We start from the raw sequence: 14,798 nt of genomic DNA, 5'->3' as shown, positions 1-14,798 counted from the left end.
GTGCGGTCACCGGCTAGAACAACCCTCCGAGGAAATCGCCGACCTTGCGTCCGACGGTACTGCCGGCGATGGCTCCGCCGACACCGCCCACGATGCCGCCGATCGCCGCGCCCGCGACGGTACCGACACCGGGCACGACGCTGCCGATGGCACCGCCGACCCAGGCACCGGCCACCGCACCGGCCTTCGCGCCGGCCAGACCACCGGCGATGCCGCCGGCCTCACGGGCCGCGGTGCGCACCTTCTCGCCCTCGGGCGCCGTGACGGTGTTGTACACACCGATCCCGATGTCCAGGCCGAGGAGGCCGCGACCGCCCCACTTGGTCATCTGGTTGATCCGGTTGACCTTGGGGTTGGTCTTCGCCGCGCTCTCGACGATCTGCTTGTCCGTCTTCCCCCGCTCGTTGCTGAGAAAGTCGTACGTCGGGAAGTCGCGGGCACCGCGCGCCCTGGGCAGCAGCCAGTCGTCCATCGGGGACCGGAACCACGACCTCAGCGCGTTCCGCTCGTCCACCGCCCACTGGGCCGCGGCCTTCCAGCCGTACACGCTCGCCATGCGCAGCGCGTTCTGGCGGGCCATGGCGTCGGCCCTCTGGTAGGCCGCCCGGCGGGAGGCCGCGTCCTCGGTGTACGTGAAGACGAACGCGCTCGTGCCCTGCCAGGCGCCCCACGCGAGGCTGTTGCCCCAGGTGGCGCTGGTGCCGGCGGTGCCGCCGCCCCCTCCGCCGCCACCGCTGCCCTTGGCGGAGCCGCCGGACTTCTTCTTGCCGCCGCCGCCCTTGTTCTTGCTGCCGCTGGTGACCGGGACGCCGCCCTTGCACTCGATCAGGCCCTCGCGGCACTCGGGCACGATCAGACCCGTGGAGTCCACCATGGTGGCCGGGTTGTTGTTGGCGTAGGCGTAGCCGTTCAGCGACTGCTGCTGGTCGGGGCTGAGCTGCGGGTCGGCGCTGATGAACTGGCCGATCGCCGGGTCGTACTCGCGCGCCTCGACATGGGTCAGTCCGGTGGCGTCGTCGGCGGTCTTGCCGAGGAACCGCTTGTCCGTCGGCCACGTGCCGACGCCGGTGCCGCGGCGGTCGCCGAACGGAGTGGTCTGGCGCTTGGTGAACGCCTGGGTGGCGTCCGAGGCGATCGCCAGGCTCTGCGTGCCGTGGTGGTCGCCCGCCAGGTAGAACAGCTTGTTCGTGCCCGACTCGTTCGTCCGCACCGCGACGGCCTGGTCGCCCGCCTTGTACGTGCGCTGCGCCCACGTCGTGCCGTTCGCCCGCAGGTGCACCTCGGTGGCGCCGACGTACAGGATCCGCTCGCCGTTCGCGGCCTTGCGGATGAGGAGCTTGCCGTCGGCGTCGTACAGGTAGTCCGTGACCTCGGTGCCCTCGGTCAGCTTGGTGAGCTTGCCCTCCTCGTTCCAGACGAGGTCCTGCTGCCCCTTGTCACCGGGACGGCCTCGGGTGTTGCCCGACGTGTCGTACGTGTACGTCCGCTGCGGCGCGGCGCAGTCGCCGGCCGCGGTGATGCCGACCAGGGTGTGCGGCTGGGCCGTCCGGTTGTAGCAGTAGGTGTCGGTGACGGAGGTGGTGGCGTCGCGCCGGGTCTCCGTCGCCCGCTGGCCCGCGCCGGTATAGGTCCAGCTGTTCCAGTACGGGGCCGGTCCGGAGAGGCTGCCCGCGCTGCGCGCGTCGGCGCAGTTCTGGGACGCCGGGGTCCAGGCCTCCGTCATCCTGCGGTGGCCGTCGTAGGCGAAGCACTGGGTCTCCGCGCTGCTCTGGCCGCCGATGACGGTCGGGTCGCTGATCGAGGTGACGTTCCCGGCCTGGTCGAAGCCGTAGTTGAGGTCCTGCAGCATGTACGGGTGCGTCTGGTCCGTGACATGGCTGCGGGTCAGCCGCCCGGTGCCCTCCTCGTAGGTGTTGGTGACGTAGATCTTCTTGGTGGCCTCGGTGTTGGCCGTGCCGAGCGCGAGCTGCTGGGGCTGGCCCGTCGGCGAGTAGTCGGCCGCCAGCAGGTATCCGGTGGCGCCGGTGACCTTCCTGACCTGGCCGGTCTCGGTGTAGTCGTAGTCGATGATCTCCGCGGGCAGTCCGCCGAGCGCGGGCTCCTCGATGGACTCGACCTCGCCGTCGAGCCGGTGGGAGATGCCGTACTCGATCACGGACGGCACGCCGGCCTGCACCAGCGGGTCGCCCGCGGGCAGCTCCACCCGCGTGGTCATCGGGTCGGACAGGCTGTCGTACGCGGTGATCCTGGTCGTGTACGCCTGGCCGGCCCTGCCGCCCACGAAGCGGGTGAACGTCGACGGCTTGCCCTTGAGGACCGTGTCGTGGGTCCGCTCGGTGAGCTGGGTGGCGTCCGTCTTGGACCCGGCCCAGGTGCCGGTGACCCGGCCCAGCGCGTCGTACGCGGTGAGGACCGACTTGCCGCGCGAGTCGGTGGTCCTGACGACCCGGTCGAGGGCGTCGTAGTCGTTGGACGACGTGCCCTTGTCGGGGTCCTTGACGGTCTTCTCGCGGCCGAACAGGTCGTAGGTGTACGTCCACCCGGTCCCGTCGGGACCGGTGATCGTGGTCTTCTTCCCGTCCGGCGCGTACGCCGTCTTCACCGAGGTGTACGCGGTGCCGAGCGTGCCGCCGTACTGCGTGTCCGACGGGTCGGGGCCCGCGTACTCGCGGACCTCGACGGCGCGGCCCCGGGCGTCGGTGATCGTCCGCTTGCCGACGCCGCCGGCGACGTCGGTGACGGCGGTGGAGTCACCCGTGTACGAGGTGGTCTTCGTCCACTTCTTGACGCCGAAGGTGTAGAGGGTGCTGCTGATCTCGCGGCCGGCGCCGTCGAAGACCGTCTCCGACTGCTTGGTCGACTGGCCGTACTCGGCACGTGTGTACGTGCCGTTGGGCGTGGTCGTGTTGTCGAAGATGTCCGCGTGGTTCTCGTACGCCTTGCCGCGGCTGTCGTAGCGGGTCTCGCTCAGCAGCCGGCCGCCCTGGGCGGTGGGCTGCTGGGTCTGCACGGTCCGCAGCAGCGCGTCGTAGAGGGTGTACTCGCTGCTGTAGGTCGTGCCGTCCGCCTTCAGCGTGTGGGTGCCCACGGCGGACGGCTTGGTGTTGCTGATGTCGTACGTGAACTTCTTGCTGGGGGAGTAGCCGCCGCCACGGCTGCGGTTGGGCAGCCAGACCGCCGTCATCCGCCCCAGCGCGTCGTACTCGATCTCCGTCTTCTTGAGGTTCTTGTCGTACGTGGCGGTCTGCTGGCCGCGCAGCGGGTCCAGGTAGGTGACCCCGCGGTGGCCGGCCGTGTCGGTCGTGATCGTCTTCGTCAGCGGACCGGCCGTCGCCGGCGTGTACGCGGTGCTGGAGGTCTGGCCGAGCGCGTCCTTCGTGCTCAGCGGGCGGCCGAGGGTGTCGTAGGTCGTGACCTCGGTGGTCTGCCAGCCGGTCGGGTTGCGGTCGCCGCTCACGTCGGCGGTCGCGGCGTAGCCGGTGGCGCGTCCCTCCCAGGTGGCGTTGCCGGTGGTCGGCGTCTGGTTCGCGGTCCAGCCGGTGGCGCCCGCGTTGTCGTAGACGGTGGCGGTGTCGGAGATGACGTCGCCGCGGCTGTCCTTGTTCGCCGGCAGGGTCAGACCGGCGTCGGTGACGGAGCAGGCCTTGCCGACCGTACGGGTGCGGGACACCAGGTTGGTGATGCCGGCCGCGTCGTTGCGGGCGTACCAGGTGCGGGTGCACGTCTCGTCGCCGCTCTTCGCGGTGTCCCCGTACTCCGTCTTGGTGCTCTCCATGCCGTACGCGTCGAACGTCGTCGCGGTGGCGGTGGAGCGCCAGGTCTTCGGCACGGTGAGGTACGTGTACTCCGTGGTCCTCTGCACCCCGGAGAACCGGGCCACCAGGTCGGCGGCGTCCGGGACGTCCTGGCGGGCGGTCTCCCTGGACCACGGCTCGTTGACGGTGGACGTGATGGGGGTGGTGCCGTTGTACGAGACGGTCTGCCGCAGCTGGCCCGCGTACTGCTCGCTGTCGGTGACCGCGGCGACGCCGAGCGCCGGTTCCGCCAGCGGCGCGACGGAGACCGACTTGGTGGTGCCGTCCTTCTTCCTGTCGCCGTGCATGCCCTGCATGAACAGCGAGACGGCCTTGCCGCGGGTGGTGCCGAGGGCGCCGCTGTAGACGGTGACCTCGCGGTAGCCGCGCCAGTCGGACCAGGTCCGCTCGGCCTTCGGGGTCATCGGCTCGTCGTTGTAGCGCCAGGCGGCACCGCTGTACGCGTACGCGTGCTCGACGACGTCGTTCCGGCCGGCCGGGTCGGAGATCGTCACGGCCACGACGCGGTACTTGTGGAACCAGTCGATCGACGCCTCCTCGGCGCCGTTGATGTTCCAGAACTGCGGGTAGCAGTTGCGGGTGTTGGTGTCCTCGGCCGCGCCCAGCACCTCGCTGCGCACGCACTCGGCGCCCGACAGGGTGACGGTGGTGATGCCGCCGGTCTCCGAGGTGATCGTGGACAGCCGGGGGCGGGTCAGGGGCAGGATGTTGTCGGTCGCGTCGACCCGGTTGGGCCGCATCTGGTACGTGAACGACAGCGGGTTCAGCGTGATGTCCGTACCGGTCTTGCCGGTGCGCTGGAGCGACTTCAGGGTGAGGACCTGGTCGCTGGAGTCACCGATGTCGCCGCCGTCGAGGTACTGCTGGGTGAGAGTCCAGGAGTCGACCGGCTTGTGGGCCGACGACGCGGCGTCCCAGACGTGCGTGTGGACCGCCGTGAGCCGCTTGCGGCTGAAGAAGGACGGCGCCGAGGCGTTGCACTCGGTGTCGTCCTGCGAGCAGATCGCGTTGAACGGGACGTCCGGCCAGTTGTGGGCGGTCTCCTTCGTCAGCGAGGAGCAGTCCGCCGCGGTGCAGCGCTCGGCGTGGCCGAAGGTGACCTTGGCGTCGGCGTCGTCCGTGAACAGGGCGCCCTTGCGGAGACCGTACGCGATCTCCTTCAGGTAGCCGCCGCGCGTGTAGGCGGCGCTCGCCTTGGTCGCCTTGTTCTTCTTGTAGTAGTTGGTCTCCTTGGCGTACCAGTACGTGGACGCGTTGCCGTCGGTGTCCTCGACGTAGTCGAGGTTCCAGCGCCATGCCTGGGTCAGGGACCGCTCGCCGAAGGTGGAGCCGGCGGAGTAGCCGGGCTCGCCGGAGTCGTCGCCGAAGACCGGGACGGTCCAGGTGGAGTTGGTCCGCTGGGTGGTGGCGCCGTCCAGCTTGTCGAGGCCGAAGACGTACTTGGTGCCGTCACCGGTGACGACCGTCCAGTGCTCGCCGTTGTCGTCGCCGTTGTCGGCGCCGGTCGAGCGGGTCACCGTGGAGGCGTCGTCGCCCTGGAGCCGCCACTTGCCGGTGGTGCCGTCCTTGACCAGCCGGGACGACTTGCCGTTCAGCATCAGGGTGGCGTTGTCGTACTTCCAGCAGCTGTCGTAGATGTCCGTGTGGCCGTCGTCGTCGCAGCGGCCGTAGGAACGCTCGATGTACGACTCGGTGAGGGAGAAGCCCTCACCGACCGACGTGGACTGGTTGTTGGTGGTGGCGGTACGGCCGTCCACGCTGCCCGAGTCGTACGACAGGGTCAGGTCCGGGCTCGGCCCGGCGGCCGGCTCCGCGGTCGTGAACTCGTACGACCACGTGAACGCGCCGGAGCTGGCGCCCGCCTCCCAGGAGGAGGACTCCTTCAGCTCGGTCGCCGAGTAGTCGCCGGTACCGGCCGGGGACTCGCTGCCGCTCGCCGCGGTCACGGCGAACACCGTGGCTCCCGTGGCGGTGGACGCGGCGGGGAGCAGCTGCGGCGCCGGGCCGCTGTCGGCGGGGTCCGTCGCGCCCAGCGCGACCTCGGCGGACACGGTGTGCCGGCGGATGTCGTTGCGCGAGGCCACCGGGGTCGGCTTGCGGCACTCGGCCTTCTCCGGCGTGGTCAGCACACAGCCGGGCAGCCGCACCAGGCGCAGCCGCTGCGCCCAGCCGCCGCCGATCGCTCCGGCGAAGCCGCCGTAGTCGACGCTCAGCCGGGCGCGGCCGGCGGTGTCGGCGGTGGCCGTGAGCAGGACACCGGTGATGCCGGCGCGCTCGGCGGCCCTCTGGTCCAGGACCGTCACCCGGGCCTCGCCGGCCGCGGCGGCCACCTGCCGCCGAGCGGCCGGCGAGCCCGCGGCCCGCTCTGGCGGGGCGAGGGTGACCGGGATGTCACCGGCGCGAGCGGTGCTCGCGGCGGCGCCCGCCTTCAGGGTCGCGCCGCCGGCGCCGGGCCAGCCGGCCCGCCGCTCGGCCCGGGCCTTCGCCGCCTGCGAGGCATTGGCGGCGCCGTCCTTGGCGCGCAGCTGCCGGGCCTTCTCGGCGCCCTGCCCGGTCACGGCCTCGACCTTGCTGACGCGGGTCTTGGGCACATCGGGCCGGCCGAGGCCGTCCGCCTCCCGGGCCACGGCGTACGGCGCCATGCCCAGGGGGACGACGAGGCCGAGGGAGACCGTGCCGATCAGGAGCCGTCTGAGTCGTTGTCTTCCGAATGACATGTAATTCCGCCCTCATGAACCGGAATGGAAGGTATGAGTGGGGCACACGTGCGTACGACGACGGTGCGGGCGGGGCCTCGGGCCCCGCCCGCACGTTGGGGTGGCGAACTAGTCGCCGATGCGGTGGTCGATCTGCTCGGAGCTGGCCATCGCACCGACCCAGACACGCGCCTCGTGGACGCGGGCCGGCAGGTAGTGACCCCAGGCACTACCGGTGAATCCCTTGCCGACGGCGAACTCGCCCTCGCCCAGCGCGACGGTGAAGGCCTTCGGCGTCGCGTTGAGGTTGTGTCCGAGGTAGAGGCTGATCGTGCCGTTGAGCGAGTTGTACACACCGGTCAGCCGGACCGGGCTGTCCACGGCGGCCACCTCGTCGGAGACGACGGAGGTGAAGGTCCCGTCCGCGTTGCGCCGGCCGAAGTGCCAGATGCCGACCGGTACGGTCCGCTCCTCCAGCGTCTCTTCGTTCAGGACGGTCTCCTTGCCGGTCAGCTCGTACCAGAAGCCCCAGGACGAGCCGTCGGCGGTGCGCTGGCCCAGGACCTGGCCGGTGTAGCCGACGCTCTTGGCCGCCAGCTTGGCCTCGTCCAGCTCCACCAGCGTGGACACGGTGAACGAGGCGTGCTCGTACACCAGCGGCCCGGGCGCGGTGGCCGAGTCGTCGACGCCGTCCAGCACGACGGCCCCGCCGCTGAGCGTGGCGCCCGTCAGCGTGAGCGTCTTGCCGTACCCGGAGGTGGTGTCGGCGATGGTGGTGCCGCTGCCCCGGTCGGCGGACCAGTCGGCCACCAGCTCGGCCGCCGCGAAGCCGTCGGAGAGGATCAGCTCCGCCTCCTCGGCGACCTCCTGGTGCGTCAGGACGCGCTGCCAGACGGCGACCTCGTCGATCGAGCCCGGGAAGTAGTACGTGTAGCTGCTGGTGCCGTTCTGGAGCCGGCCGATCTGCAGCGGGTACGTCGACTCGTACGAGCCCTCGACGGTGACGGCGCCACCCTGGAGCCGGCCGTCGACGTAGAACTTCAGCTCCTTGGCCGCCGGGTCGTACGTACCGGCCAGGTGGGTCCACACGCCCGTCTTCGCCGGGTACACGGCGGGCTTGCCGTAGTAGCCGGTGCCGTCGGCCTTGCGGATGCCGAAGAACCAGGTCTTGGAGTTGCCGGAGTACCAGAAGGCGAACGGGTTGCCGTCCGGGCCGCGCTGGCCCAGCACCGACGCGTAGGTGTCGGCGTTGTCCAGGCGGACGAAGGCGGACAGGGTGTAGGCCGAGCGGGTCTCCAGGGCCGGGGCGGCCGTGGCCGCGTACCCGGTGGTGCCGTTGAGGGCGAGGCCCTTGTCGGTGATCGGCGAGGCCAGCTCGACGCCGTTGGCGTCGTGGGTGATCAGACCGCGGCGGCCGCGGTCGTCGCGGACGGCGCCGCCCCCGAGGGTGGCGTCGTGGCGGGTGGTGCCGGCGGCCGTGGCGGAGTCCACCGCGGCACCGGACGCCTCGTCGAAGTGCCAGCGCCCGACCGGGCCCTGTCCCTGCGCGACGAGGAAGTCGACGACGCTCTGGGCGCCCCAGCGGCCCACGGTGTCCTTGGCCTGTACGTACAGCCGGTGCGTACCGGAACGGGCCGGGGTGATGCTCGTGGTGACCGTCGCGCCGCTGCCGGCGGGCTTCCACGCGTCGGTGAGGCTCAGCCGGTACTGGTAGGCGACGTTGTTGGTGTCACCGGTGGCCGGGGCGAAGGTGAAGGTGCCCGCCTTGCCAGGGCCGCCGGCCGCGATGCAGGAGTTGGGCGTGCACGCGGAGTACGGCGTGCCGAAGGTGATCTGCGGCGCCTTGGGCGCGGTCGGGTCGACCTTGAAGTAACAGGCGGCGCTGTAGCCGGAGTTCTGCCGGTTGCTGCCGTCCTCGTAGTACGACAGGGTCAGCGCCTTCAGCCGGTAGGGCACGCCCTCCTGGAGGGTTGGCAGGCTCCTGGACTGCTTGACCAGGTTGCCGACGTACCCGGAGGTCGGGCTGTCGAGGTCCGTGTGCGCGAGCACCCAGGCCGAGCCGTCCCACTTCTCCGTCCGCCAGCGGATCCGCAGGTTCGCCCCGGACTCGCCGCCGGACGCGGTGCGCGGCTTGCCCTGCACCAGCGGCGTCGGGTCCGACACGACGTCCGGGTCGGCGGAGTTGGTGGAGCACACGTAGCTGGATCCGGCGACCACGCCGACCTCGGTCGGCGTCGCGGGCACGCCCACGTACTTCACCGCGAGCACGGCGTCGTTGCGGAAGCGCTTCCACGCGGAGGTGTCCGTCTCGTCGTGGGCGCGCAGCTCCAGGGTGAGCCGGGAGAACTTGCCCGCCGCGAAGCTCTGGACGGTGGGCAGCAGGTTCTCGTTGGTCTCCTCCGGGTTGTCGTTGAACTCGATCGCGGCGGCGGGCTGCGAGGGGCTGCACGCGGTGCCGCGGCCGGCGGACACGTACCGGTCGACCATCCAGTCCAGCTCGCTCGGGCGCGACGACCAGGTGGTGGAGGAGGAGATGTTGTTCGTACGGACGAGGTCCACCCAGCGCGCGTCACAGGTGAAGGACCAGGTCTCGGTCGCCCGGAAGGTGGCGTCGAGGATCTTCTTGCCCTTCAGGCTGGCCGGGGAGAACTCGAAGTACAGGCGCTGCACATAGCCGGGGCCGCAGTAGTAGCCCCCGTAGGTGCCGCACTTGCCCATGCCCTGGCCCTCGTTGTCGCTGCCGTTGGACCAGCCGTACGACTCGTAGCCGTCGCTGCGCAGCAGGGTGCGCTCCGACTCGCCCCAGGTGACGGTGGGGTCGATGTAGAGCGGGAAGCGGTCGGCGGAGGTGCCGGTGAGCATCCTGGCGTTCGGGACGACGGCGAGCGAGCCGCGGCCGACCTTGACGTCCATGGTGGTGACGGTGTCACCGGCGGCGGGCTCGACACCCGGCTCGGCCGGGGCGGCCGCCTCGGCCGGGTCGCCGGGCAGCGGCGCGGCAGAGGCGGCGCCCGCAGCCCGCTGGGCCTGCTTGCCCTTCTGGGCACGGGCGGCGGCGCCCGAGTCCCACATCTGGGCCGGCGGGGCGCGGAAGACCCACTGGCCGTCCGCGTCGACGGCGCTGAGCGCCCCGGAGGCGCCCTTGACGATCCGCAGGCCCTGCGCCTTCAGCGAGTAGTCGATCTGCTTCAGCTCCGGCCGGGCCGCGGCCTGCGGGGTCTTGACGACCAGCACGTGCCGGAAGCCCTCGGCGGAGGCGGTGACCTTCAGGTCGACGCCCTCCAGCACCTCCTTGTACAGGGCGCTGTCCCCGTCGAGTTCCGGCGCGGGCAGCTTCCCGGGCCAGCCGAGCGCGATCGACCGGCCGCGCTCCTCGATCCGTACGAGCGGGTCGTCCGACCCGCCGCCGGAGAACGCCATCGCGACGGCGGCCGCCTTCGGCGCGACCGTTCCGTCGGGCCTGCGCTCCAGTGTCGCGTCCGGAGCCTGCCAGCCACCGCCGGGCCTCGCGACCCGGACGGGGACGGCGGACTCCTCCAGCGTGAAGGTGAACCCGTCCGGGTTCGCGTACACGGTCGTGCGCTCGGACCGTTCCCCGAGGACCTCGACCCGCCGGCCCGACTCCTTGGCCGCCCGCAGCGCGCGCCGCGCCTCCGTCTGCTCCGCGGTCGTCTCCTCCGCGGCCGCGACAGCGGCCGGATCGGAACCGACGGCCGGCAGCACGGAGAGCACCACCGCCGATACGACACCGGAAATCAGCCAACGGGCCCGTCTACCATGCGCGCCGTTGTCACGGCGCCCCCACCTCATGATCACATCCCCCTCAAAAAGTTGACCGGAACACATCATGTGTGGGGCAACGTACGGCCTCGTGGGCGCACTGGTGAAGATCTCGTGACGTGATCGTGATGACTTGATCGCAGCGCGTCGCAAGTCATGGACAGGCCATATTCCACCGGACCCGGACAATCCCCAACCCTCCAGCGGCATGGCTGATTTGATGTCATGTCACCCGGTGGGGGAGGGGGTCGGCGGGAGTGGCCCGCACTCCTTCCACGGCGAAGGAGGGGTGCCGCGCGGGTGGCGACGCGGCGGCGGCACGCGGCTCCCGGCGCGCCGTACCGCCGACTACGCGTTAACGTGCCATCAGGCCAGTTCGGCGGAAGGTACGACCACCCGAGGACACGGCATGGCGAAACAGCCCCGCGAGCAGTGGGCCACACGGACCGGATTCCTGCTGGCCGCGATCGGATCGGCGGTAGGGCTGGGCAATATCTGGCGCTTCCCGGCCATCGCCTACGAGAACGGCGGAGGGGCCTTCCTCCTGCCGTACCTGATCGCCCTGCTCACCGCCGGCATCCCCCTGCTGATCATGGAGTACACGATCGGCCGCAGGTACCGGATGTCCCCGCCGGCGGCGCTGCGCCGCATGGCCCGTCCGGCCGAGGCTCTGGGCTGGTGGCAAGTGATGGTCAGCTTCGTCATCGCCACGTACTACGCCGTCATCCTCTCCTGGGCCGTCCGTTATGTCGGCTTCTCGGTCGGGCAGCAATGGGGGGACGACCCCGAGGGCTTCCTCTTCGGTACGTTCCTCAAGGTGGCCGAGAGGCCGGGGGGCATCTCCTCGTACGTGCCGGGGGTGCTCTGGCCGCTGATCGCCGTGTGGGTCGTCGTCCTGGTCGTCCTGGCGTTCGGCATCCGGCGCGGCATCGAGCGGGCCAACAGGATCTTCATCCCGATGCTCGTTCTGTTCTTCGGCGCCCTGGTGGTCCGCTCGCTCACCCTGGACGGCGCCGCGCGGGGCCTCGACGCGCTGTTCTCGCCCGACTGGTCGGAGCTGGCCAACGGCAGCGTGTGGGTCGCCGCGTACGGGCAGATCTTCTTCTCGCTCTCCATCGGCTTCGGCATCATGGTCACCTATGCCTCCTACCTGGGACGGCGCGCCGACCTCAGCGGCTCGGCGATGGTCGCCGGGTTCGCCAACAGCTCGTTCGAGATCCTGGCCGGCATCGGCGTCTTCGCCACGCTCGGATTCATGGCGGCCGGCGCCGGGGTGCCGGTCGGCGAGGTCGCCACGTCCGGGCTCGGGCTGGCCTTCGTGGCGTTCCCGACGGTGATCTCCGAGATGCCGCTCGGCGGACTGTTCGGCGTGCTCTTCTTCCTCTCGCTCGTCATCGCCGGATTCACCTCGCTGATCTCCATCGTCCAGGTCGTCGTCTCCGCCGTGCAGGACCGCACCGGCATGCGGCGCCGCACCGCCGTGTTCGGCGTCGGCGGTCTGGTCGCGCTGGTGTCGATCCTGCTCTTCCCGACGGACGACGGCCTCTATCTGCTCGATGTGTCCGACCACTTCATCAACCAGTACGGAATCGCCCTCGCCGCCCTCGTCGCCCTGGTGGTCATCGCCTGGGTGCTCCGGGCGCTGCCCGCGTTGCAGCAGCACGCCGACGCGACCTCGGCCGTCCGCCTCGGCCACTGGTGGCGCATCTGCCTCGGCGTCATCACCCCGCTCGTGCTCGGCTGGATGATGGTGGACAGCGTCCGCAAGGAGTTCGACGAGAACTACGAGGGCTACTCCACCGGCTTCCTGCTCGCCACCGGCTGGAGTGTCGCCCTCGCCGCCCTGGTCATCGGCGTCGTCCTCAGCCTCGTGCCGTGGAAGGCCGGCGGCGAGGACATCGACCTCGACATGGAGGCCCCGGCCGATCGGAAGGAACCCTGATGTCCGCAGGCGCCATCGTCATGATGATCATCGCCATCGTCATCGTCTGGGGCGGCCTCGCCGCCGCCATCATCCGCCTGCGCGCGCACCCGCCCGAGCCGGAGCCCCTGGAACCGGGCGTCCGCCCGGCGGAATGACCTGCCTGCCGTCGTGCGTCAGGCGGTGGTCTCGCTGGGCCGGTCCGTGTCCGGGTCCAGGAGGGTGGCGAGGTGGCGGGCGGAGGCTTCCCAGGACCATTCCTTCTCGACCCACCGGCGGCCTGCCGCGCCCATCTCGCCGCGGTCCGGGGACAGCAGGATCCGGACGACCGCCCGCGCGACCGCGCCCACGTCGCGGCCGTCGACCACGACGCCCGTCTCCCCGTCGACCACCGTGTCCGGCGCGCCGCCCGAGTCGCCCACGACGACGGGCAGCCCGCTCGCCGCGGCCTCCAGGAACACGATGCCGAGCCCCTCCGCCTCCAGACCCCCCTTGCGCGTACGGCACGGCATGGCGAACACGTCGGCCGCCGCGTAGTACTTGGCCGTCTCCGCGTGGTCCATGCCGCCCGCGAACACCACCGCGCCGTCGGCGTGCTTGTGCGCCAGGGCGCGCAGCCGCTGCTCCTCGGGCCCCGGCCGACCACGACGAGGGCCGCGTCGGGAACGGCCTGCCGTACGAGGGGCAGTGCGCGGATCAGGGTGTCCTGACCCTTGCGCGTCACCAGCCGCGACACGCACAGCACGACCCGCTTGCCCTCCAGGCCGTGCCGGTCGCGGACCTCTCGCGCCAGGTCCGCCATGCCCTCCGGGCGGAACGCCCCCGCGTCCACGCCCGGTACCAGCCGGCTCGTCCGCGCCCGCGGCCCGAGCGCCGACGCTATGCGGGAGCGCGTGTACTCCCCGAGGTACGTGACGACGTCGACGTTCTCGCCGACCCGCCGCAGCACCTGCCGGGCCCCGGGCGTGCGCGCCCACCAGATCTCGTGGCCGTGCGTGGTGGCCACCATCCGCCGTATCCCGCCGCGCCGCAGCGCGGGCGCCATCGCGGCGAGCGGCGCCGCCGCGCCGAACCACACCCGGTCGCAGCCGTGCTCCCGGGCTATGCGCAGCGCACGGGCGGTGACCCGTCCGGTCGGCAGCAGCGTGCGTGCCCGGTCCCGTATCACCGGGAACGGCAGCGTCGCGTCGTACGCCTCCGCCCCCGGCTCCGACGACGTGTAGACGACGACGTCGCCCGGCATCCGGGTCGCCAGGGCGTGGACGAACGTCTCGATACCGCCCTGCCGGGGCGGGAAGTCGTTGGTGATGATCAGCGTGGTCGCCATACCGGATGCCGCTGCTTTCGTCGGGAACTTCGGGCGAGGCCGAAAGGTCCGGGCGACACACCACTCATCGGATCGACACCCCCCTGTCGCGCCTGGCGTTCATCCTCTCAGAGCATCATCGGGTTTCTCCATGTCTCAGATCATGAAACGCGCCACTTCGGCGGAATGCGGGCGAATCGCTCCGAGCCGGGTGCGTCAGGCGGATTCCCGGCGCACCAGCTCCGTGGGGAGGATGACCGCGGCCGGGTCCTCGCCCGCTATCCGGGCGAGCAGCACCCGCACCATCTCGGCGCTGATCCGGTCCCAGGGCTGGCGGATCGTGGTGAGCGGGGGCCGTGACGCCGGCGCGGCGGGCGAGTCGTCGAACCCGCCCACGGCCACGTCCTCCGGCACCCGCCGGCCCGCCCGCGCCAGCACGTCCAGCACGCCCTGCGCCATCAGGTCGGACGCCACGAAGACCGCGTCCAGGTCGGGCGCCCGCTCCAGCAGCAGTTCGGCGGCCGCCTCGCCGCTCGCCCGGCTGTAGTCGCCCACCGCGACGAGCGCCTCGTCGACGGGCAGTCCGCACTCGGTGAGCGTCTCGCGGTAGCCGGCCAGCCGCTCGACGCCGCCCGGCGTGTCCGCGGGACCGGCCACGGTCGCGATCCGGCGCCGCCCCGACGCGTACAGGTAGCGCACCATCTCCCGCGCCCCGTCCCGGTCGTCGGCCGCGACGTAGCTGACCTTCGCCCGCGCGGCGGTCCCGAGCGGCTTGCCGCAGGCGACCACCGGCACGCCCGCCTCGCGCAGCAGGTCCGCCATCGGGTCGCCGGAGTGGCTCGACACCAGCAGCACGCCGTCCACGTGACCGGCCTGGATGTACCGCAGGTTGCGGCGCCGTTCCCCCTCCGTGCCCGCGATCATCAGGATCAGCGGGATGTCCCGGTCGGCCAGCGCCTGGGTGCAGGAACGCAGCAGGACATTGAAGTTGGGGTCCTCGAAGAACCGTTCCTGCGGCTCGGTCAGCAGGAACGCCACCGAGTCCGACCGGCCGGTGATGAGCGACCGGGCGTGCCGGTTGACGACGTAACCGGTCCTGCGGATCGCGGCGTCGACCGCGGCCTGCGCGGCCGGGCTGACGTAGTGACCGCCGTTGAGGACGCGGGAGACGGTGCCGCGCGAGACGCCCGCCTCGCGCGCCACGTCGTGGATCGTCACCGAGCGGCGCCTGCCCTCTGGGCCGTGGGCCATGTTCTGGTTCACCTCTCGTTCCCCTGTGC

At 71.4% G+C, this 14,798-nt stretch carries 5 protein-coding genes and 1 pseudogene; 2 read left to right on the top strand and 4 right to left on the bottom strand.

The genetic code is table 11. The features are described from left to right. Positions 1-13 precede the first annotated feature (13 nt). Together ABEB09_RS05575 and ABEB09_RS05570 are read right to left on the bottom strand one after the other, a co-directional pair. Complete coding sequence (locus ABEB09_RS05575) at positions 14-6,532, bottom strand: RHS repeat domain-containing protein (protein ID WP_345687687.1); 6,519 nt, start codon at positions 6,530-6,532, stop codon at positions 14-16. A gap of 108 nt (positions 6,533-6,640) precedes the next feature. Continuing rightward, positions 6,641-10,321: a laminin G domain-containing protein gene (locus tag ABEB09_RS05570; protein ID WP_345687686.1), complete on the bottom strand. Its 3,681-nt coding sequence runs from the start codon at positions 10,319-10,321 to the stop codon at positions 6,641-6,643. 379 nt (positions 10,322-10,700) lie between these two features. Between ABEB09_RS05570 and ABEB09_RS05565 the strand changes: the two genes are divergently transcribed. Both ABEB09_RS05565 and ABEB09_RS05560 read left to right on the top strand, forming a co-directional pair. After that, positions 10,701-12,233 carry a sodium-dependent transporter gene (locus tag ABEB09_RS05565; protein WP_345687684.1) on the top strand — a complete coding sequence of 511 codons (1,533 nt, stop codon included), beginning with the start codon at positions 10,701-10,703 and terminating at the stop codon, positions 12,231-12,233. Continuing rightward, on the top strand, positions 12,233-12,370 hold the full coding sequence (locus ABEB09_RS05560) for a methionine/alanine import family NSS transporter small subunit (protein WP_345687682.1): 138 nt from the start codon (positions 12,233-12,235) through the stop codon (positions 12,368-12,370). The genes ABEB09_RS05565 and ABEB09_RS05560 overlap by 1 nt, the downstream gene beginning before the upstream one ends. Positions 12,371-12,388: 18 nt before the next feature. Here the strand turns inward: ABEB09_RS05560 and ABEB09_RS05555 are convergent. Both ABEB09_RS05555 and ABEB09_RS05550 read right to left on the bottom strand, forming a co-directional pair. Further along, positions 12,389-13,539: pseudogene (locus tag ABEB09_RS05555) on the bottom strand (glycosyltransferase family 4 protein). Positions 13,540-13,734: 195 nt separating this feature from the next. Next, on the bottom strand, positions 13,735-14,769 hold the full coding sequence (locus ABEB09_RS05550; RefSeq protein ID WP_345687680.1) for a LacI family DNA-binding transcriptional regulator: 1,035 nt from the start codon (positions 14,767-14,769) through the stop codon (positions 13,735-13,737). Positions 14,770-14,798: the final 29 nt, after the last annotated feature.

Origin of the sequence: Streptomyces coeruleoprunus (genome assembly GCF_039542925.1) — a bacterium.
Classification (GTDB): domain Bacteria; phylum Actinomycetota; class Actinomycetes; order Streptomycetales; family Streptomycetaceae; genus Streptomyces; species Streptomyces coeruleoprunus.
Note: the sequence above shows the minus strand (reverse complement) of the source record. Positions and strands in the feature narration are given on the sequence as shown.

Coding starts and splice junctions, on each gene's coding strand:
- ABEB09_RS05575 (WP_345687687.1), bottom strand. CDS start 6,532: ATGTCATTCGGAAGACAACGACTCAGACGGCTCCTGATCGGCACGGTC.
- ABEB09_RS05570 (WP_345687686.1), bottom strand. CDS start 10,321: ATGAGGTGGGGGCGCCGTGACAACGGCGCGCATGGTAGACGGGCCCGT.
- ABEB09_RS05565 (WP_345687684.1), top strand. CDS start 10,701: ATGGCGAAACAGCCCCGCGAGCAGTGGGCCACACGGACCGGATTCCTG.
- ABEB09_RS05560 (WP_345687682.1), top strand. CDS start 12,233: ATGTCCGCAGGCGCCATCGTCATGATGATCATCGCCATCGTCATCGTC.
- ABEB09_RS05550 (WP_345687680.1), bottom strand. CDS start 14,769: ATGGCCCACGGCCCAGAGGGCAGGCGCCGCTCGGTGACGATCCACGAC.